Here is an 18,990-nt window from a genome sequence, read left to right as displayed (position 1 = left end):
TAATTCCATGATTTGATTGATAGGATGCTGGGCTCGATGCAATGTATTGAGAGATCAATGCATTGTTTTGATGTCTAGCCGAACCTTGACAACTGCATAGTTTAAGTCTGGAAAGAATAAAGCATCTTTATGGATGCATCATTTTTTGTGTTAACGCATGAAGGAGTGATGTTAATTCTAAAGCAAGAGCCGAGACTCCAGTATGTTCTTTCAAATGTGTCGAGCATTTGAGAGTTTGATTTTAATTTCTAGTTTTAGGTGCTATTTTTAGTGTCTGACTTTAGAAATTAGAAAAATCTGTTTCAACAACAGCAAGCGTGCTGGAGATACATTGGTCAAGCTACAAAGGGCTCACGGCGGATACCTTGGCACACAGAGGCGATGAAGGACGTGGTTACCTGCGATAAGTCTCGGGGAGCTGGAAACACGCTTTGATCCGGGAATTTCCGAATGGGGCAACCCCTAGAACGGCCAGCTGAATCTATAGGCTGGCGCGAGCCAACCCAGCGAACTGAAACATCTTAGTAGCTGGAGGAAAGGAAAGTAAAAACGACTCCCTAAGTAGCGGCGAGCGAACGGGGAAGAGCCTAAACCAATGGTTTCGACCATTGGGGTTGTGGGACAGCAACGTGGATCAGGAATGTTAGTGGAAGTGTTTGAAAGACACGCCACAGAGGGTGAAAGCCCCGTACACGAAAACTGAACTGACCTAGCTGTATCCCGAGTAGCACGGAGCACGTGAAATTCCGTGTGAATCAGCGAGGACCACCTCGTAAGGCTAAGTACTCCTGTGTGACCGATAGCGAAACAGTACCGCGAGGGAAAGGTGAAAAGAACCCCGGGAGGGGAGTGAAATAGAACATGAAACCGTGAGCCTACAAGCAATGGGAGCCCTACTCATAGGGTGACCGTGTGCCTGTTGAAGAATGAGCCGGCGACTTATAGGCATTGGCGGGTTAAACCGGAAATGGTGGAGCCATAGCGAAAGCGAGTCTGAATAGGGCGTTTGTCAGTGTTTATAGACCCGAACCCGGGTGATCTAACCATGGCCAGGATGAAGCTTGGGTGATACCAAGTGGAGGTCCGAACCGACTGATGTTGAAAAATCAGCGGATGAGCTGTGGTTAGGGGTGAAATGCCAATCGAACCCGGAGCTAGCTGGTTCTCCCCGAAATACGTTGAGGCGTAGCGTCTCGTGCTCCAGCAGGGGGGTAAAGCCACCATTTCGGTGCGGGCTGCGAGAGCGGTACCAAATCGAGATGAACTCTGAATACCCTGTGTGTAGCGAGGCAGTCAGACTGTGGGGGATAAGCTCCATGGTCGAGAGGGAAACAGCCCAGACCGCCAGCTAAGGTCCCCAAATCAACACTAAGTGATAAAGGAGGTGGGATTGCCCAGACAACCAGGAGGTTTGCCTAGAAGCAGCCATCCTCAAAGGAGTGCGTAATAGCTCACTGGTCGAGCGATCCTGCGCCGAAAATGAATGGGGCTAAGTGTTGTACCGAAGCTGCGGATTTATGGTAGGGGAGCGTTCTATGTGGGGCGAAGCGTTAGCGTGAGCGGGCGTGGACTGCATAGAAGTGAGAATGTCGGCTTGAGTAGCGAAAACATGGGTGAGAATCCCATGCACCGAAACCCTAAGGGTTCCTCCGGCAGGCTCGTCCGCGGAGGGTTAGTCTGGACCTAAGGCGAGGCCGAAAGGCGTAGTCGATGGATAACAGGTCAACATTCCTGTACCGGTTATGTTTTGGGAAGAGGGACGGAGAAGGCTAGCCAAGCCAGATGTTGGTTACTGGTTCAAGCGTTCGAGGCGTTGAGGATCGGCGAAAACGATCCGAGCTGAGGCGTGAGTACGAGCTGCTACGGCAGCGAAGTTGGTGATGTCATGCTTCCAAGAAAAGCTCTATACCCGTTAAGGCATAACTGCCAGTACCCGAAACCGACACAGGTGGGGTGGTAGAGAATACCGAGGTGCGCGAGGTAACTCTCTCTAAGGAACTCGGCAAAATGGCCCCGTAACTTCGGGAGAAGGGGTGCCACAGCAATGTGGTCGCAGTGAAGAGGCCCTGGCGACTGTTTACCAAAAACACAGGTCTCCGCTAAGTCGCAAGACGATGTATGGGGGCTGACGCCTGCCCAGTGCCGGAAGGTTAAGGAAGCCGGTCAGCGTAAGCGAAGCTGGCGACTGAAGCCCCGGTGAACGGCGGCCGTAACTATAACGGTCCTAAGGTAGCGAAATTCCTTGTCGGGTAAGTTCCGACCCGCACGAAAGGCGTAACGATCAGGGCGCTGTCTCGGAGAGAGGCTCGGCGAAATAGAATTGTCTGTGAAGATGCGGACTACATACACCCGGACAGAAAGACCCTATGAAGCTTTACTGTAGCTTGGTATTGTGCCCGGGCTCTGAATGCGCAGGATAGGTGGGAGACGTTGATCTAGTGCTCGTGGGTACTAGGGAGTCAATGGTGAGATACCACTCTTTCAGAGCTAGGGTTCTAACGTTCACCCGTTATCCGGGGAGCGGACAGTATCAGGTGGGCAGTTTGACTGGGGCGGTCGCCTCCTAAAAGGTAACGGAGGCGCGCAAAGGTTTCCTCAGGCTGGTTGGAAATCAGCCGACGAGTGCAAAAGCAGAAGGAAGCTTGACTGTGAGACCTACAAGTCGAACAGGGACGAAAGTCGGCTTTAGTGATCCGACGGTTCTGAGTGGAAGGGCCGTCGCTCAACGGATAAAAGTTACTCTAGGGATAACAGGCTGATCTCCCCCAAGAGTTCACATCGACGGGGAGGTTTGGCACCTCGATGTCGGCTCATCGCAACCTGGGGCTGAAGTCGGTCCCAAGGGTTGGGCTGTTCGCCCATTAAAGCGGTACGCGAGCTGGGTTCAGAACGTCGTGAGACAGTTCGGTCCATATCCGGTGTATGCGTAGGAATATTGAGAGGATTTCTCCCTAGTACGAGAGGACCGGGAGGAACGCACCTCTGGTGTACCAGTTATCGTGCCAACGGTAAACGCTGGGTAGCCATGTGCGGAGTGGATAACCGCTGAAAGCATCTAAGTGGGAAGCCCACCTCAAGATGAGTATTCCCATGGGGTAACCCAGTAAGGTCACGGGAAGAACACCCGTTGATAGGCTCTACGTCGAAGTTCAGTAATGGATGCAGCGGAGGAGTACTAATAGACCGAGGGCTTGACCAACACTTGGTTCTTGCCTGAAAAAGACTTTATTCAATCCAGATGTCATCATCAAAACGAAAGTAGAGATGATGAAACTATGCAGTTCTCAGGGTTCAACCCTTGGCAATGTTTCTATCCTGGTGTCCATAGCGCTGTGGTCCCACTCCGATCCATCTCGAACTCGGTTGTGAAACGCAGCAGCGGCGACGATATTTGGGGGGTAGCCCCCTGAGAAAATAGCTCGATGCCAGGTAAAAACATTCAAACGAAGAAAGCCATCCCTTGAAGGGGTGGCTTTTTTTGTGCCCATTTTCGCGTTACTTTGGTCCTGATTGGTTCACTCAATTGCCATGGCTAAACATAGGCCGCTGCGGCGGTTGATTCGTACCCTTTGGTTTGCCTGCCTTCGTTGGGCGAAATGTGATTGCGTTGACTTGAGTGCTGCTTTTGCTTATTACACACTGCAGTCGATCTTCCCTATTCTGCTGATTTCGTTATCGATTGCCTCATGGTTTCTTGGTCGTCAAGAGGTATTAGAGAGGCAGATTATTGCTTATGCAAGCGGGGTTTTGCCTCCATCGGCAGTGGTGATTGTGCAAAATACGCTGATGCAGTTAGTCCGTCAGGGCTTTGGTGCTGGTTTGTTAGGTGCTGGAGTGTTGTTACTGACTGCTGGCAATGTTTATCTCACCTTGCAACGTGGATCTGAACGGCTATGGGATGGTGTAATCGCTTCGCAACAACGAAACTTGCCTTTCAAGCTTCAAGCGGCTCAGTTTATTCGTAATCGGCTTGAAGCCTTCTTTGTGGTGATATTAATAGGACTTTTAATTGTTCTTGATCAGCTCAGCGCCAATGTGCGAATGATTCCAACGGCTGCTTTAACTGAGCTATCGCTGGCGATCCCTTGGCTTGGTGGATTCCTTTCTCGTATCCCGGTCCTGCAATTTGGTCGGTTGATGGTTCCATTCCTGGGATTCTCTGCTGCAGCTTTATTGCTTCAATTTTTGCTCCCGAGTCGTCGAGTTCCTTTTAAGCCGCTCATACCAGGCGCATTATTGATTGGTTTTTGTCTTACCGTTCTTAATCTTGCCGTCAGCCGAAGCATTCTTTCTCTAGGCGCTCGTTTTCAGGCCTATGGCGTGATCGGGAGTGTTCTTGTTCTTACCTTATGGGTTTGGATGGTGGGTGTTGTGATTTATTTTGGACAATGTTGGAGTGTTGAACTTGCGAAGGCTTCTGTCAGGCATGGCAGGGATCCGAACAGATCGAGTCATGCTTGAAGGCAAAAAGGAGCGATTATGAATGCATCGTTCGTTTGGAGTGTTGATTCATGAGACGTTTCCCTCCACTCCTTTGGTTGCTTCTGTTGGCTCTGCTGCTGCTGCCTACGGCAGCAGGTCGTGTTTTGCTGGATTTGGCAGGAGGCCTCCTCATCACCCTGCTTGCTCTACCCGTGCTCTTAGGTGGTTTGGGCTGGATCGGTTGGAAGGTGTTGCAGAGCCGGGTCAGAACATGTGAGGCCTGTGGTTTGAGCACTATGACACTCGATGCTCAATGCCCTGCTTGCGGATCTCCGCTCCCTTCCCAGAAATCTGGAGCCTCCTCTTCGAAAGCGGTTGATGATTCCTTGCCTGCGAGCGATGTGACGATCGATGTCAAAGCTGAGGATGTAGATCCTTAACGTTCAATTATTATCTTGTTCAGAATTGATCTCTATTAGCTTGCGTTCCCGTAAATAGAGGAAGAGTGGACCACCGCAAGCAAAGGAAATACTGACGCTTACAATCAAAGCAATCCACCAGCCCTTGATCTGTAGCTTTCTGCCTTCGCTAATGATCCAGATGCTAAAGGCTGATGCAGCAATTAAAAGGTCCCTATTTAACGAGCGGGATGCAGCATTGATATTGGCATCTTGGATAAATGCCTGAAGATTAAATCCACCACCAGGATTCATTTGCATAAATTCGAGATTTGCTTGCCAAGGGAGGATGGCTCCAAGGATGGCCAGCAATAGGTAAACCCATGGAAGAGATTTATTCATGGTTGGCTCGGGTCGAGAATTCGTTCTTCCATGGTATTTGGATCGAGTTGCCTTACTGATTGCTCCACTTGGCTGAGAAGCAAGTCACAGCGATCTAGGTAAATCGAAGCCCGAGCGTGATTTCTCTGTAGCTCGGCTAGGGGAATGGAATCGTCTTGTAATTGCCCAAGCAGCACATCAAGAGCCTGCAGAGCTTCTTCATAGCTGAGCTTCGAAGCATCCTCTCTCCAAGTGTCTTGTTCCGATGTGGTTGAGGGCTCAGATTTTTTGCGTGGCATGGCAGTTAAAGAGATGCTTTTGCGTCAGAGGTTGCATCCGCTTGGATGGTTTTGGCGACGGCCTGAATCACACCATCCTTGAGGCGGATTTGTACCTGTTCATTGGGGCTGATGTCATAAACGCTTTGCAGGGGGTGCCCCTTCGTTGTGTTGAGCATTGCAAAGCCCCTATTGAGCCATCTTTGGGGGGAGAGTGCCCATAACAATTGCTGGCGCTGTTGCCACTGATCTCGGCGACGTTGGACGCCGACAGCAGGCCTCAGGGCCTGGAGCAGCAGTTGTCGGTCTTTCAGTCGTGCGCTGGCTTGCTCTAACCGCCAGCGTTTGGATTCGCTCAGGCGGTTGCGTCTTTGAATGATTGTTTGTCGTGCAGACTCCTTGCTCGGCATCAGGGTGACCATGGCAGCTGTCGGCGTTGCCGTTCGATGGTCTGCTACGAGATCTGCAACGGTGAGGTCATCTTCATGCCCGATTCCTGTGACGACGGGAAGTGGGAAGGTGGCCAAACTGCGGCAAACGTCCGCATCATCGAAGACCATCAAATCTTCTCGACTCCCCCCTCCACGGGCGATCACGATCGCGTCCAATCCGAGCTGCTGATGCTGTTGCGCGAGGCGACTGAGCACTCCGCAAATGATCGGCGCCACATCCCCCTGGACGGGAATCGGCACAACAACAAGCTCACTTAAGGGCCAGCGCTCTTCTGCTGTACGCAACATGTCTGCGAGGGCTGAGCTCGGAACGCTAGTTAGAACGGCGATCCGCTTGGGGTACGGCGGCAACGTGCGTCGCCGGCTGGGATCAATGATGCCCTCTTCGAGCAATTGTGCCTTGACCGTCTCAAACCGCCTCAGCACAGTGGTCAGGCTGGGCCTGATATCGAGAACCTGCACAGCCAGGCTTGCTCGTGCAGACCAGAAATTCAGCTTGCCAATCACGGTGACTCCGTCACCGTCGGCGGGGACAAAGTCCAATTGCTTTAATTTTGAGGCCCAGGCCACAGCCGTGATGCTCGCCTCACCATCGCTCAATGTGAGCCAGAGATGGCCTTTTTTAACTTGAGGCCTAGACGCTGTTGCTTGGATCACAAACCGAGGGGCAAACCCCCGTTCCAATAAAACCCCGATCGCGTTGTTGAGTTCGCGAACGGAATAGGTGGGAATCGATTCAGCGCTCAAGACGTTGGTATGCCAATCCCCAGTAAATGCTCACGATGCCAGAGACGATGGTCAGGATGATGCCCCACATCTGCTGAACCTGTGTCAATCCGATAGCGAGGAACACCAGCATGCTGCTCAACAGCCTGGCTCCCTCACGGCGATTGCTAGCAAAGAAGGGAAGCATTGCCAACGACGCGAATCCGATCAGTCTGGCCTAAAGGGTGCTTGCCACAAAAAAGCCCCACCAATTATTTGATGGGGCTGATCACTAGAAACAAAGTCCAGCCTTAGCTGAATCAGCCGAGGCCGACTTGGGTCAAAATGCCCTGACCGGTGAGAAGCTCGGTGCCCAGACCGATGACGAAACCGAGCATGGCCAGGCGGCCATTCCATGTTTCAGCGAAATTTACAAAACCAAAGCGAGGTGCGTTGTCAGACATGTGAAACTCCGATACCTCTCCATCGTAACAAACCGTAGCGTTCTCTTGACTGTTTCATCGGATACGTTTATCGGGGTCGGAGAAGCGCTTCAGGATCGGGCTTTCCTTTTGGCCGTGGGCTCGGCTTTGGCTGGATCCTCTGGCCAGGGATGCTTTGGGTAGCGGCCGCGCATTTCTTTGCGCACTTGTTGATAGCTCCCATGCCAAAACCCAGCCAGGTCTCGCGTGCGTTGGAGTGGACGGCCTGCTGGCGATAACAATTCAATCGTCACGGGGAGTTGGCCATTCAAAACAGCAGGTCCCTCCAGGCAGCCAAACATTTCTTGCAGCTTGACCGACAGGACAATGTCGTCATTTTGATAGCGCAGGGCTGCATGGCGCCCCGAGGGGATGTTGATGTGGGTTGGTAGGAGCTGATCGAGTTGCTGCCGGTTCGACCAGGCGAGATCACCCCAGAGGGCTTCGATCAGTTGCTCTTCCTTGACGTCGTCCCAGCCCCTGCACCCCATCAGGATGTCTCCAATCCAGACGTTGGGATTCTTTTCCAGATATTGGAGACTGCGTTGTGGCCATGGGGCTCCTAACTGTTGGTGGGCTAAAGCGAGACGACTACGAAGTTGCTCCGTACGTTGGCTCCAGGGCAGTGCCGACAGGCCTTCCTTGCTGAGTTGCTTGACCAAGACTTCACGACTTTGCTCGCAAGAGGCCTGTTGTTGGACCTGTCTCTCGAGCTCCAGCGCACCAAGCTGCAAGACCCGTTCCGCTCTGACCCGTTTGGTTTGCTCATCCCAAAGCACCCGTTCTTGCCAGTGACCGTTCTGATCTGCAAGCTCCTTAACCCATTGGAGTGTCAGCGGGAGTGCTAGTCGGATCTTGGCCCGCGTGTCGCCTAGGTCAAGCTGGGCAATCGCGAGGGCTTCAGCGCCATCGAGCGGATCGCTGACCTGCAGAACCGCACCGCGGCCTTGGCGAAGTAAAAATTGTCCCCGTTGACCTGGACGAGCCATGGCAACCCATTCTGGAAAAGCTGTTGCAACCAGCTGCGCTGCAAGTTGCTCGTCTGTGGCCTCCATACCTTGGGGGTCTTGCTCCTGGTCAAATTGACCGAGTTGTTGGAGCCATCGTCGGCTCTGATCGAGGACTGTTCTGAGGCGATCGGCTGCTGCACGATCCCCTGAAACCCGCGATGAGCTCCTCTGATCGCGAAGCAACAGCATGCGAGCCCAAAGATCGCTGCCGTGATTGTGCTGGCTGAGCAGATCTCGCTCACTGAGGATGGCGGCGAGATCGGCTCCAACTTGTGGTCGCTCCAAGGCCCGCGCTTGCAGAAGGAGCAATCCAAGGCGTGGATGGGCACCAAACCGAGCCAATTGCTGCCCGGTGTCCGTGGGGCGTCCGTCTGGATTCAGCGCTCCAAGCGCAAGCAGTTGCCGTTGGCCTTCCTGAAGCGCGGCTCTCGGAGGGGGCTCGATCCAAGGCAAGGATTCGCCTAAACCAGCCCCCCAGAGTGCGAGATCCAGCACGGTGGGTTGGGGATCAGCGCGCTGCAATTCAGGAATGTCGTGAGCGGGCCGTCGTTGCTGTTCCGCAGGGGACCAAAGCCTGATGCAACGACCGGCGCTTTGGCGTCCAGCACGGCCGCGTCGCTGATCAGCACTGGCCTGACTCGCTGGCACGGTGATCAGTCCCTCCATTCCGCTTCCAGGGTCAAATTGGGTGTGACGCGTCAGTCCGCAATCGATCACGAGGCGCACACCATCCAGGGTGAGGGAACTTTCAGCGATGGACGTTGCCAAGATCACGCGTCCTGCCTGTGTGCGGTCGCAAGGCTTCAGGGCCCGCCCCTGCTCAGCCAGTGATTGCCTGCTATGCAGGGCGATCACCTCCCACTGGCTCAGCAGGCTTGATGTGAGTAAACGCTGCCGGCAACGTTCGATCTCTCGGACTCCAGGCAGGAAAACCAAGACAGAGGGTGGATGATTGCCACCGCCTTGTGCGCTGACCAAGAGGCTCATCTCCTGCTCAATCGCACGCAAGACATGTCCCTCGAGCCGTTCATTTGGTCGAGGCGAGAGGTGTTGCGTCTCCACAGGGAAGGCCTTCCCTTCGCTCGTGAGGACTTGGGCATGGGGCAATTGGGCGCGCAGGTTGGTGAGATCGAGCGTTGCCGACATCAGCAGCAGGCAAAGATCTGGCCTGAGTAGCTCCTGGGCTTCCCGAACCAAGGCAAGCGCTAACTCACTGTTTCGGCTGCGCTCATGGAATTCATCAAAGATCACGCAGTTGATCCCTGTGAGCTCGGGATCGTTTTGGAGTCGACGGAGGAAGAGTCCGTCCGTCATCGCTTCAATTCGCGTCCGTGAGGAGCGCTTTTGCTCGTGGCGCACGGAATACCCCACACGCTCCCCAAGTGGTTCCTGCAGGCTGATCGCAATCCTGGTGGCAGCGGCCCTTGCCGCTAGCCGCCTGGGCTCAAGCATCAAGGTGCGTCCGCTCAGAGGCTGCGTCCCGGCAATCTCTCCAAGCAGTGCCAAGGGTACCCGGGTTGTCTTGCCGGCACCCGGTGGTGATTGCAATAAAACCGTGGCACCTGGAACAAGACTGGCTCGCAGTCTTGGCAGTAAGGGATCAATCGGGAACTCGCCCAATGAATTTCGACCTTCAGCTGAAGAAATTGATCATCCCAAGGAGCAAAATGCTGCTGAGGGCCCCGAAGGCAGCCAAGAGGCGCACAAAAGGACCAAAGCGAACGGGAATCGAGGCCATGAAGAAAACCTTAAGGCCGAATGCAATCCAGTTTTAGCGGAGCTCCGGAAGGAATCTCGCCCCCTGGTTGCAGTGCTTCACAACTTCTCCAAGCCAGCGGTCAGCGGCGGTCAGCGAATGTGCCGTGCACCGTCAACCGGGTGGTATTCCTCCCCCGTGAGCTCTTCGTAAACGATGGCGGGAAGTCCTGTCTCGAACATGGTTTGAAGTGCCTCCTTGAGATAAGGGTTCCAGCCGCCCGTGCTGACATCGCCATGACGCACGGTCCAGTCCCAGGTGCCTTGTAGGTCGCGTGGAATGCGCCCTTCCCGATCGCGGCGCGCTACCAAATCCAACGATTCCACCAGTCCCACCTGAATGGGGTCTTTCCCGTAGGCAGGAGTCAGGCTGAGCTCGAGCCGAACAGGATCTTCTTTCAAAAGCCTTAAGCGAAAGCGGGGCGGCAGTTTCACGGATTTGATTACCGCAGCCACAATCCGTGTTCGTTGGTCCACCTAGGAGTCCCTCTCTACGAGTCAATCGGACAACTCAAGCAGTTGCCATTAACCCAACCTATTCACCGGGCTTCGAAGTGGGATTGGGTGATTCACTATCGCCGCCAAAACGCACAGTCAAAAGATCCTCTTCAGTGAGGCGTCCCTCTCCGTCCAGGAGTTCTGGATGAATCGTGAGGCGTCCTGTTCGGTCGACGTTCTCAGCGACCAGCGGTTTGCCAGCAGCACTGAACCCGCGTCCCATCACGCGAAAGGCTTGCCAGAGGAGGACGATGAAGATCAGTCCATAGATCAGGGGAAATAGGCTGCTGAGCATGGCAATCACCGCGGAAATCGGAGATGGGCCGAACCATCCCATCCATCATCGCTCTTTTTGGATGAACGGATGCTGATTGGCAGAACCCTGGTCGCATCCAGTCATGAAATCGTTGGAAATGGGTCTGTCTTTCTAGGGATTCAATGCCTACGGTCACGGTGACTGAATTTAATTAAGAAATCGCGTCCATGGCGGTGTCTAATCCTTTGCTCCCATTGGTTTGTGCTGGTGCGTTGGCATTCCCAGGGATGTTGGTCCAGCCGCCGCGAGCCGTTGCCTCCGCTGCCTTGCCGGCCGTCGCTCCTACGTCGTTTGTTGCCCAAGCTGTCGCCCGCAGTGGACCGGCTGTGGTCACGCTTGACACGCAGCGAACTGTCCGGACGGCAGGTGGGAGTGGGCTTCCGCGGAGCTTGGTGGCGGATCCATTCCTGCGTCGTTTCTTTGGGCTGCAAGCTCAAGCGGCTCCGCGTTCAAGGGTCGAGCGTGGGCAGGGCAGCGGAGTGATCTTTGATGAACAAGGTTTGGTTTTGACCAACGCGCATGTGGTGGAGAATGCGGATCGGGTGATGGTGGGACTGCCTGATGGCAGGCGCGTTGCTGGTCGGGTGATTGGTCAAGACTCGCTGACCGACTTGGCCGTTGTGCAGTTGGAAACAAAGGGGCCATGGCCCACGGCTCCCTTGGGCAACTCCGATCGTCTTCAAGTGGGGGATTGGGCGATCGCTGTGGGAAATCCCTTTGGTCTTGAAAACACTGTGACGATGGGCATCGTCAGCAATCTCAATCGCAACATGTCGCAATTGGGAATTTCTGGAAAGCGTCTTGATCTCATCCAGACAGACGCTGCGATTAACCCTGGTAATTCGGGTGGCCCGTTGTTGAACGCCCGTGGCGAAGTGATTGGAATCAATACCCTTATCCGTTCAGGACCAGGGGCCGGCCTCGGTTTTGCAATCCCCATCAACAGGGCACGGTCGATTGCCAGTCAGCTCGTCAAGCAGGGAAGGGCCAGCCATCCGATGGTCGGTGTGGGCCTTTCAACGGTTCCTGCCCCCAGGCCAGGAATGACGGCTCCTCCTGGAGCCGTGATCCGATCCGTCGTACCTGGTGGCCCCGCCGATCGGGGAAACCTGCGCGTCGATGATGTGATCGTGTCGATCGGAGGTCAATCGATTAGCAATCCTGCTGAGGTTGTTTCGGCGATTGATCGCCACGGGGTTGATCGACCTCTAAAACTTGACGTGATGCGTTCTGGTGAACGGATTACGCTTTCAATTACACCTGTTGAGATGACATCTTTGCGTCAATAATCATCTCTTCGTTTGAAACTTAGCTATCTGTGTCTTTGAGCTGTTCTACGCAGCGTGTGATGCATTCCCCATCGTCGAGGGAGCATGTTGTGATGCACTCGAAGTAGGTCTCAACCGCATCCCACGTCTGCCCATGCTCAGTGTTTTCAGCCATGGCTAAAGGTGTTCCTGCGGCAGTGACATGAAGTGAATGGGTGCTGTTCATGGCCGACCGGGGATCAGTGATGTCAGCCTATCCACACCGTTTGGACTGGTAAAGGGAAATGAGTCTTCCTGCCTAACCAAGTGTGAAGTTTCGTCTTGCGATTGCCGAGAAGCCTTGCTATTCCGCGTTCTTTTTACGGGAAGCGCGCTGTTTTTGCTTTTCGTTGTTTGCTTTTCGTTTGGCTTCTTTCTCTGCGATCAGCTGTTTTGCCTCTACTTCGGCTTTTTCTTCGGCCTTTTTATCTTGGTAGTAAGCATAATTTCCGCGATAAATCACGAGTTCGCCATCGCGAATCTCCACGATCCGGTTGGCCACACGTGAGATGAAGTAACGGTCATGCGATACCAATAAAGCGGCTCCTTCGTAGGCGCATAGTGCGTCTTCAAGCATCTGTTTGGCAGGGATGTCGAGATGGTTTGTGGGCTCATCGAGCACTAGCAAATTGCAAGGGCTCAGCAACATCAGTGCAAGAGCCAGGCGTGCTTTCTCCCCACCACTCAGCTGGCCGACATCTTTAAAAACACTGTCGTTGCTGAAACAGAAACTCCCAAGCAATGAACGCACCTGTGTTTGCGTCCAATCAGGAACGGCTTCGAACATGGTCTCGATCACCGTCTTGCTGAGATCAAGGGCTTCTGCCTGGTTTTGTTCGAAATAGCTAGCGACGATGTTGTGTTCCCCGAGCTTTGCTGACCCTTCATCAGGCGTTTCGACCCCCATGATCAAGCGCAGCAGGGTGGATTTCCCGGCTCCGTTGGGACCGACAAAGGCGATCCGATCCCCTCTCTCGATTTCGAGCTCAGCATCCATGAAAAGAATGTTTTCCCCGTAGCTGTGCGTCATGTTCTCGATGACAGCCACCTGAGCACCGGATCGTGGTGCTGGAGGGAAGCGGAAGCTGGGACCACTCACTGACTCAATCGGGGCCTCAACCCGCTCCACCTTGTCCAGCTGCTTCTCCCGGCTTTTTGCCTGGGTGCTGCGCGTCGCACTCGCGCGGAAGCGATCGATGTAGGCCTGTTGGGTTGCGATCTCTTTTTGCTGCCGTTCAAAAGCGGCTTGTGAGGCTTCTTGCTCGAGTGCTTTTTGCTCCAGGTGTGAAGTGTAATTTCCCCAGTAAGCCCTTGATACGCCTCGCTCTGTGCTCACAATTTGATTACACACACGATCCAGAAATGTCCGGTCATGACTGATGACGACCAGGGCCGCCTTTTGTTCGATGAGATACCCCTCGAGCCACTGAATCGTTTCGACGTCGAGATGGTTCGTTGGCTCGTCTAAAAGCAGCAGATCAGGGTCTTGCAGGAGGATTTTTCCCAGAGCCAAGCGCATTTGCCAGCCGCCGGAGTAGTCCGAAACCAGCCGGTCTGCCTCCTCGAGCTTGAACCCGATGGTGGGGAGAAGTTTGTCGATGCGTGCATCGAGTTCGTAGCCATGCAGGCCTTCAAATCGGGTCTGCAGTCGCCCTAGTTCGTGAATGAGCTCATCGAGGTGATCGGGGTCTGCCGCAGCTCGGTCTGAGCCCATCTCCAATTCAACTTTTTTTTGTTTGCCCAGCACGATGGCGGCCTCACCAAAGGCTTGAAACAGCTCTTCTCGCACCGTGCGGCTGGGGTCTACATCGAATTCCTGCTGCAGGTAAGCGATCCTTGGCTCGCCCTGCTTCACGATTTGGCCACTGCTGGCCTCTTCCATGCCAGCGATCAGCCGAAGCTGGGTTGACTTCCCTGCCCCATTCACTCCAACGAGGCCGATCCGGTCTCCGGGTTTGACCTCCCAGGTCACATCCCGTAGAACTTCTCCGGTGGGATAAATCTTGCCGACTCGCTCAAGTCGCAGCACGGAGGGGAGGCAGGGAAAACCCATCATCCCGCGTCGGGGTTTCCAGGCAGACTGCTCGAGCTGGGAGCAGGCTCAATGCGACGACTGGAGCAGGTCACGGCCCTTGTGGTGGCAGCCGGTCTGGCCGTGATTAGTTATTGGTTGTTTTTCAGTTGGGCCGGAGGCGGAGGGGTGCGCGAACGCTCGGCTCCTAAGCCAGCGTTAGCGCCCTCTGGTCAATCCATGCCGTCCAACAACGCGACGGAAGCCGCTGCGCTCAAAGCCCTCCCCTCGCCTTGATCAGCCATTGCTTTGTGATCTCGTCATCGAGGCTATTGAGGTGATCCTTCACCTCTTGAAGCGTGACAGGCAAGTTGAGTTGATTGCCGATTTCGCAGATGGAGTCGAGGGCTCCTGAGGGATTTTGAAGCGCCTGTCTGAATAACCCCTTGCTCAGGTCTCGATCATTCTCAATGCGTGCGTAGAGAGCCGCTGCGTTGGACATGATCGTGATGCTTCTGACGAAACCTTATTCACACCATCGCGAACTGCCATCCCATTGCGAAGCCGCTGCCTAGGCAGCTTGGTCGAGCTCCGTTGCCTTCAGGCCTGAGGCTGAAGCGTCTTCCATGCTGCGGGCATCCATGCAAAGCACTTTGCGTAGCTGGGCGTAGTTGGCAGCTTGTGAGCGGCGTCCATCTTGAACGGCGCCGTATTCAGCGCGTTGGAGCACGTGATGGAGGTGCGTGAGCAGGTAGGTGCTGATGACAGCTGAGACCAGCACTTCGCTGTTCTCAGGGGTTCGGCTTGGGCGCCGTTTCTTGCGACGCTCGTCTCCTTGACGGTTTGTTTTACGCGTGACCGGCTTGCCACGGCTTGGTAGCTGGGGGGGGCTGACGTCTGGGCTTTTGGAATGGGTCATGGCACTCCTGGGATGGGGCGGCCGAGGGCCTGGCCTGAAGTTGGATCAGGGATCTGATCAATGACAGCAGCATAGTGCTGGATACTACCCTTGCGCATCTCTGTACACTTTTAAGTAGCTCTGCCTCTTTCTGGGTCGTGGCCACTCGCCAAAATTCATCCAGTGGGAAGCCAAAGTCACCGCGCATTCAGGTGGTGCTCCCCGAAGAACTTTGCCTCCGCTTGACGGCCTTGGCTGAGGATGAATCGCGCACGGTCAGCAACATGGCCAAGGTGTTAATTCAGCAAGGGGTTCAGCGATACGAGCAGGGAGGTGACAGGCAGGTTGCAGCGCCTCGTGCGGACGCGCATCAGTCGTCAACAGAGCAATTGCGCAACGCTCTTGAGTCGAAGCAAACCGGTCGGCTACGGGGCGCACCGCGTCGGGTCAGGCTTCACCGTCCGAATTAACTCAGGTCCGAATTAACTCAGGTCTGAATCAATTCAGGCCCGAATTTTTAAGCCTGAATCACTTCATCCAAACGCCCAGGCCGTTTGCGGCTACGGCTTGTGTAGGGCTGCTTTTGATTGGTCTGCTCTCTTGATTGGTCTGCTGTCCTGGCTGGGCGGCTACGAACTCATGCTGGATTGACCCGTACTCCGAGGACGGCCTCATGCTGTGCACCCGTAATCGCTGGCGCATTTCCTGGGAATCCCAAGTGATGCCACCACGCCAAAAGAGCAAACACCATGGCTTCTCGGCTTTGGCTGGGAAGTTTTAGCTCGTCGCTACGACGAAGTCTCAGTCCCCGGCAGCGTCTGTTGAGTTCTCGCATCAAGGTGCGGTTTTTGCTGCCACCGCCAGCGACCAAAAGCTCGATGGGGAGGGGATGGTTCTGGTCGGAGAGCTTGTGTAAGTCCTGCGCTACGACAGCGGCTGAGAAGGCTGTGAGCGTTGCGATTTGATTGGCAATGGCTTGTCCCTGCATGTCCTGAAGGCGTCTCGTTAGGTCAGCGCGCCCAAACAATTCACGTCCCGTGGACTTGGGAGGACTGAGCTGGAAGTAAGGCTCAGCGAGCCAGCGGAGAATCAACGCTTCATCGCAGTGACCCTCCGCCGCAAGGCGGCCGCCCTGGTCGCAGCTTTGCTTCCCTTGGCTGAATTGCTCCATCCCCAGGTCGATCAAGCTATTGGCGGGCCCGCAATCCCAGCCCCTAACGGGTTGGAGCCGATCAGGGCCTGTGCCAGGTGGAATGAGAGTGAGATTGGCGATGCCACCCAGATTGAGCAAGGCTCTCCAGCCATTGGTTCGTCCCAAAAGGGCTGCATCCGCTTTGGGAACCAGGGGTGCTCCTTGACCTCCGAGGGCCAGATCAGCAGCCCGAAAGTCGAAGATCACAGGGCGATTCAGCAGCTGTGCCAGCAGGGGGCCTTGCAACATTTGCCAGCTCGTTCCGTGCAGACGTTCGCCCGTTTCGCTGCTTTCTGGCGGACGATGCCAAAGGGTTTGGCCATGACAACCCACCAGCTCTGCTTGCCCTTCTGGATCGCACTGATGAGCTGCTGCGGCCTGAATCTTGGTGATGGCTTCGGAAAGATCGAGGAGAGAGGACGCGGTGGTGGCTTCGCCTTGCCCTACGGCCAAGATCCGTTGACGCATGGAGGTTGGGTAGTCCAGCGATGCTGACCGCAGCAGGGTCCAATGGGGATGGTCGGCGGCCCCCGAGAGCTCGACCAGGACAGCATCCACGCCATCGGCGCTTGTGCCGCTCATCAGACCGAGAACACGCATGGTTCAGGTTTTTGGCAGCTCTTGGAGATCGTCGGTTAAACCCATCACCACGAGGACATGCCCGTCTTGAAGGACATGGGATGCCGGTGGGTTGACCATGAGCTCTTTTGCGGGACCTGCCGCAAGAACGTTCACCCGAAAATTCTTGCGCAGGTTGAGGTCTCGAAGCGAGCGCCCCACAAATCGGCCTGGCACCTTGATCTCTTCAATCGAATGATGCTTATCGAGCTCCAGTCGCTCCATCAGATTGGGTCGTACCAATTCCACGCCCAGGCGTTCTCCCTGCATTCGGGAGGGGAACACCACCCGATCGGCTCCCACGCGCTTCAGCATTTTTTCGTGCAAGTCGCTGGTGGCTCGTGCAATCACGCGACGAACCTTGCTTCCTTCACTGTCTTTGGCAATCAGGGTGGCCGTGATGCTGGCTTCGATGGGTTCGCTGATGGCCACGACCACGGTCTCCATATCGAGGATCCCCGCCTCACGAAGCGCTTCTTCATCGGTGCAGTCCACAATGCGAGCTTCGATCGATGGCTCGAGTTGGCGGAGTTCCTCGATGGCCTTTGAGGAGCGGTCGACAGCAAGAACTTCAGCACCGTTTTGCATCAGTTCTTTGCAGACAGCACTCCCAAAACGCCCCAACCCCACAATTCCGAAGCTTGAAGGCTCTGCCTGGTTGGCCTGGGACCAATGCCACCACTCCCTCACTGCACTGCTCCCTGGGATCGGTGATCAGACATAGAGATCCTCGCGGGGATAACCAACGCGATTCTCGCGCTGCAGATGCCCTCGGTTAAAACTCTCCCAAATGGCGCTTAAAAGCAAAAGGATGCCCAGCCGTCCCACAAACATGCCCATCACAAGCACAAACTGACCAAAAGGCGCCAGTTGGCGCGTGACGCCTAGATCCAAACCAACGGTGGCAAAGGCGGAGATGCAGGTGAAAACCAGCTCAAGGAAGGTGAAGGGTTCTTCTCCACTGAGATTGCTGCTTAATGCCAACAACAGAGCCATCCCCAGCACAAACAGCAGGGAGGCAACGGTGATGCTCAAAGCGCGCAACACGACTTTGTCGGAGATCTGTCGATGGCGAATCACCACATCGTTGTGACCGCGCAGGGTGGAACGGGTAGCGGCCATGAGGGCTGCCACCGTTGTGGTTTTGATCCCACCACCGGTTCCGCCTGGACTCGCACCGATGAACATCAGGGTCATCACCAACAACAGGCCTGAATCGGAAATGCTGTTCAAAGACAGGGGCACCGTCGTGAATCCAGCGGTTCTTGAACTCACCGATTCAAAAAGGGCGCTCATTAAGCGTTCGCCCAACCCCATCCCTGTGAGCGCATGGCCCCTCGAGAGTGATTCCGTCAGCATTAATCCCAAGGTCCCGATCAGGATGAGAAGACCAGAGGTGCGCAGCACGAGGCGCGTGTGCAGGCTGAGATGACGCCGTCTAAGCCGTTGGCGATTGCTCCATAGGTCATTGGTGACACGCCATCCCAGACCGCCCAGAACCACCAACACCATGATCACGGCGTTCACCGTGCTGTTGGTTCGGTAGGTCTCAAGACTGTCGCTCCAGAGGCCAAAACCGGCGTTGTTGTAGGCCGAAATGCTGTGAAAGAGAGCTGCCCAAAGCCGTTCGCCTCCAGGAGCAATGTCTGTGAAGCCAAAGACATAGAGCAGGAATGCTCCACCCAAGATCAGCACCACAGCAGTGAGCGCAATTCCTCGAAAGGTGCTGCCTACGCCCCCTACCCCAAACTCATCGAGGGTTTGACCACGATCGAGGCGCCGCCGAAGAGCGGTACCGCGAACCACAAAGCCTTGCAGGAACGTGGTGACCGCCATCAATCCCAGGCCCCCAACCATGATCATCATCGCCAGCACGATCTGGCCGGGGCGGGTCAGATCTTCGCGGATGTCGATGACCGAAAGCCCCGTCACGGTGACGGCTGATGAGGCAGTGAAGAAGGCTTCCCACAAGCCCACTCTCGGACTTGAACAGAGTGGGGTATCGAGAAGCAAGGTGCCGGCTGCGATCACAAGCAGCCCTGTCACAACGGTGAATTGGGGGATCGTGAGGCGGCGGTACCAGGCCTGAGTGCGGTGAATGGCGTAAGGAATTGGCATGGCGTTCAACTGCCTCCCGGTGGCAGGACCATCCAGGCAGGACTCTTGAGCATCAGCATTTGGCCAGGGCGTCGTACGGCCAAGCGCCGAGGGGCCAGGGGGAGGAGGGGTTTGGCCTGCTGATGACGATCGATGAGCTCAGCCATGAT

At 55.2% G+C, this 18,990-nt stretch carries 21 protein-coding genes and 2 rRNA genes; 7 read left to right on the top strand and 16 right to left on the bottom strand.

The window, feature by feature from the left end:
• Window positions 1–333 precede the first annotated feature (333 nt).
• The 4 genes from SynROS8604_RS13710 (at window position 334) to SynROS8604_RS13695 (ending at window position 4,862) form a co-directional block, all read left to right on the top strand.
• A 23S ribosomal RNA gene (locus SynROS8604_RS13710) occupies window positions 334–3,199 on the top strand.
• A gap of 115 nt (window positions 3,200–3,314) precedes the next feature.
• Window positions 3,315–3,431, top strand: a 5S ribosomal RNA gene (gene rrf / locus SynROS8604_RS13705).
• A 97-nt stretch (window positions 3,432–3,528) separates the two neighbouring features.
• Entirely contained in the window at window positions 3,529–4,461 is a 933-nt protein-coding gene (locus SynROS8604_RS13700) for a YihY/virulence factor BrkB family protein (RefSeq protein ID WP_186544404.1), read from the top strand.
• 50 nt (window positions 4,462–4,511) lie between these two features.
• Window positions 4,512–4,862, top strand: a complete 351-nt coding sequence (locus tag SynROS8604_RS13695) for a hypothetical protein (protein ID WP_186544403.1) — start codon at window positions 4,512–4,514, stop codon at window positions 4,860–4,862.
• A gap of 3 nt (window positions 4,863–4,865) precedes the next feature.
• On the opposite strand, the gene SynROS8604_RS13690 is transcribed toward SynROS8604_RS13695, so the two are convergent.
• From SynROS8604_RS13690 to SynROS8604_RS13655, 8 genes are all read right to left on the bottom strand, one after another.
• Window positions 4,866–5,222, bottom strand: coding sequence for a DUF2834 domain-containing protein (locus SynROS8604_RS13690; RefSeq protein WP_186544402.1), 357 nt, complete (start codon window positions 5,220–5,222; stop codon window positions 4,866–4,868).
• Window positions 5,219–5,500 (bottom strand): exodeoxyribonuclease VII small subunit, encoded by a 282-nt coding sequence (gene xseB, locus SynROS8604_RS13685; RefSeq protein ID WP_186544401.1) that lies wholly within the window; start codon window positions 5,498–5,500, stop codon window positions 5,219–5,221. The genes SynROS8604_RS13690 and xseB overlap by 4 nt, the downstream gene beginning before the upstream one ends.
• Before the next feature lie 5 nt (window positions 5,501–5,505).
• The gene (gene xseA / locus SynROS8604_RS13680) at window positions 5,506–6,678 is read right to left on the bottom strand and encodes an exodeoxyribonuclease VII large subunit (protein WP_186544400.1); all 1,173 of its coding nucleotides are present in this window, start codon (window positions 6,676–6,678) and stop codon (window positions 5,506–5,508) included.
• Window positions 6,668–6,850: a hypothetical protein gene (locus SynROS8604_RS13675; protein ID WP_186546108.1), complete on the bottom strand. Its 183-nt coding sequence runs from the start codon at window positions 6,848–6,850 to the stop codon at window positions 6,668–6,670. The genes xseA and SynROS8604_RS13675 overlap by 11 nt, the downstream gene beginning before the upstream one ends.
• A gap of 106 nt (window positions 6,851–6,956) precedes the next feature.
• Window positions 6,957–7,100, bottom strand: coding sequence for a chlorophyll a/b-binding protein (locus tag SynROS8604_RS13670; RefSeq protein ID WP_006854534.1), 144 nt, complete (start codon window positions 7,098–7,100; stop codon window positions 6,957–6,959).
• Between the two features lie 89 nt (window positions 7,101–7,189).
• Window positions 7,190–9,748 (bottom strand): ATP-dependent helicase HrpB, encoded by a 2,559-nt coding sequence (gene hrpB / locus SynROS8604_RS13665; RefSeq protein ID WP_186544399.1) that lies wholly within the window; start codon window positions 9,746–9,748, stop codon window positions 7,190–7,192.
• 228 nt (window positions 9,749–9,976) lie between these two features.
• Window positions 9,977–10,360 carry a hypothetical protein gene (locus tag SynROS8604_RS13660; RefSeq protein ID WP_006854531.1) on the bottom strand — a complete coding sequence of 128 codons (384 nt, stop codon included), beginning with the start codon at window positions 10,358–10,360 and terminating at the stop codon, window positions 9,977–9,979.
• Between the two features lie 58 nt (window positions 10,361–10,418).
• The gene (locus SynROS8604_RS13655) at window positions 10,419–10,676 is read right to left on the bottom strand and encodes a DUF2973 domain-containing protein (RefSeq protein ID WP_186545995.1); all 258 of its coding nucleotides are present in this window, start codon (window positions 10,674–10,676) and stop codon (window positions 10,419–10,421) included.
• Window positions 10,677–10,864: 188 nt separating this feature from the next.
• On the opposite strand from SynROS8604_RS13655, the gene SynROS8604_RS13650 reads away from it, so the two are divergent.
• Complete coding sequence (locus tag SynROS8604_RS13650) at window positions 10,865–11,986, top strand: trypsin-like peptidase domain-containing protein (RefSeq protein WP_186544398.1); 1,122 nt, start codon at window positions 10,865–10,867, stop codon at window positions 11,984–11,986.
• A 19-nt stretch (window positions 11,987–12,005) separates the two neighbouring features.
• On the opposite strand, the gene SynROS8604_RS13645 is transcribed toward SynROS8604_RS13650, so the two are convergent.
• Together SynROS8604_RS13645 and SynROS8604_RS13640 are read right to left on the bottom strand one after the other, a co-directional pair.
• Complete coding sequence (locus tag SynROS8604_RS13645) at window positions 12,006–12,191, bottom strand: hypothetical protein (RefSeq protein WP_186544397.1); 186 nt, start codon at window positions 12,189–12,191, stop codon at window positions 12,006–12,008.
• Between the two features lie 117 nt (window positions 12,192–12,308).
• A complete protein-coding gene (locus tag SynROS8604_RS13640; RefSeq protein WP_186544396.1) occupies window positions 12,309–14,033 on the bottom strand; it encodes an ATP-binding cassette domain-containing protein in 1,725 nt (574 codons plus the stop codon).
• A 75-nt stretch (window positions 14,034–14,108) separates the two neighbouring features.
• On the opposite strand from SynROS8604_RS13640, the gene SynROS8604_RS13635 reads away from it, so the two are divergent.
• Window positions 14,109–14,312 (top strand): hypothetical protein, encoded by a 204-nt coding sequence (locus SynROS8604_RS13635; RefSeq protein WP_186544395.1) that lies wholly within the window; start codon window positions 14,109–14,111, stop codon window positions 14,310–14,312.
• On the opposite strand, the gene SynROS8604_RS13630 is transcribed toward SynROS8604_RS13635, so the two are convergent.
• Complete coding sequence (locus SynROS8604_RS13630; protein WP_006854525.1) at window positions 14,290–14,517, bottom strand: hypothetical protein; 228 nt, start codon at window positions 14,515–14,517, stop codon at window positions 14,290–14,292. The two genes, SynROS8604_RS13635 and SynROS8604_RS13630, sit on opposite strands and share 23 nt — an antisense overlap.
• Window positions 14,518–14,586: 69 nt before the next feature.
• Window positions 14,587–14,934 (bottom strand): hypothetical protein, encoded by a 348-nt coding sequence (locus SynROS8604_RS13625; RefSeq protein ID WP_186544394.1) that lies wholly within the window; start codon window positions 14,932–14,934, stop codon window positions 14,587–14,589.
• 137 nt (window positions 14,935–15,071) lie between these two features.
• Between SynROS8604_RS13625 and SynROS8604_RS13620 the strand changes: the two genes are divergently transcribed.
• Entirely contained in the window at window positions 15,072–15,383 is a 312-nt protein-coding gene (locus SynROS8604_RS13620) for a hypothetical protein (protein WP_115070359.1), read from the top strand.
• Window positions 15,384–15,550: 167 nt separating this feature from the next.
• Here the strand turns inward: SynROS8604_RS13620 and SynROS8604_RS13615 are convergent, their stop codons facing one another.
• The 4 genes from SynROS8604_RS13615 to SynROS8604_RS13600 are packed head-to-tail and all read right to left on the bottom strand — an operon-like array spanning window position 15,551 to window position 18,987.
• Window positions 15,551–16,705, bottom strand: coding sequence for an anhydro-N-acetylmuramic acid kinase (locus SynROS8604_RS13615; protein WP_186544393.1), 1,155 nt, complete (start codon window positions 16,703–16,705; stop codon window positions 15,551–15,553).
• Between the two features lie 3 nt (window positions 16,706–16,708).
• Complete coding sequence (locus tag SynROS8604_RS13610) at window positions 16,709–17,413, bottom strand: TrkA family potassium uptake protein (RefSeq protein ID WP_038014555.1); 705 nt, start codon at window positions 17,411–17,413, stop codon at window positions 16,709–16,711.
• A gap of 24 nt (window positions 17,414–17,437) precedes the next feature.
• Window positions 17,438–18,841 (bottom strand): TrkH family potassium uptake protein, encoded by a 1,404-nt coding sequence (locus tag SynROS8604_RS13605; RefSeq protein WP_186544392.1) that lies wholly within the window; start codon window positions 18,839–18,841, stop codon window positions 17,438–17,440.
• A 5-nt stretch (window positions 18,842–18,846) separates the two neighbouring features.
• Window positions 18,847–18,987 (bottom strand): hypothetical protein, encoded by a 141-nt coding sequence (locus tag SynROS8604_RS13600; protein WP_186544391.1) that lies wholly within the window; start codon window positions 18,985–18,987, stop codon window positions 18,847–18,849.
• Window positions 18,988–18,990 lie beyond the last annotated feature (3 nt).

The organism is Synechococcus sp. ROS8604, assembly GCF_014279655.1.
In the GTDB taxonomy this organism is placed as follows: domain Bacteria; phylum Cyanobacteriota; class Cyanobacteriia; order PCC-6307; family Cyanobiaceae; genus Synechococcus_C.
The sequence above is the reverse complement of the archived record's forward strand: the minus strand, read 5'-3'. Positions and strand labels throughout refer to the sequence as shown.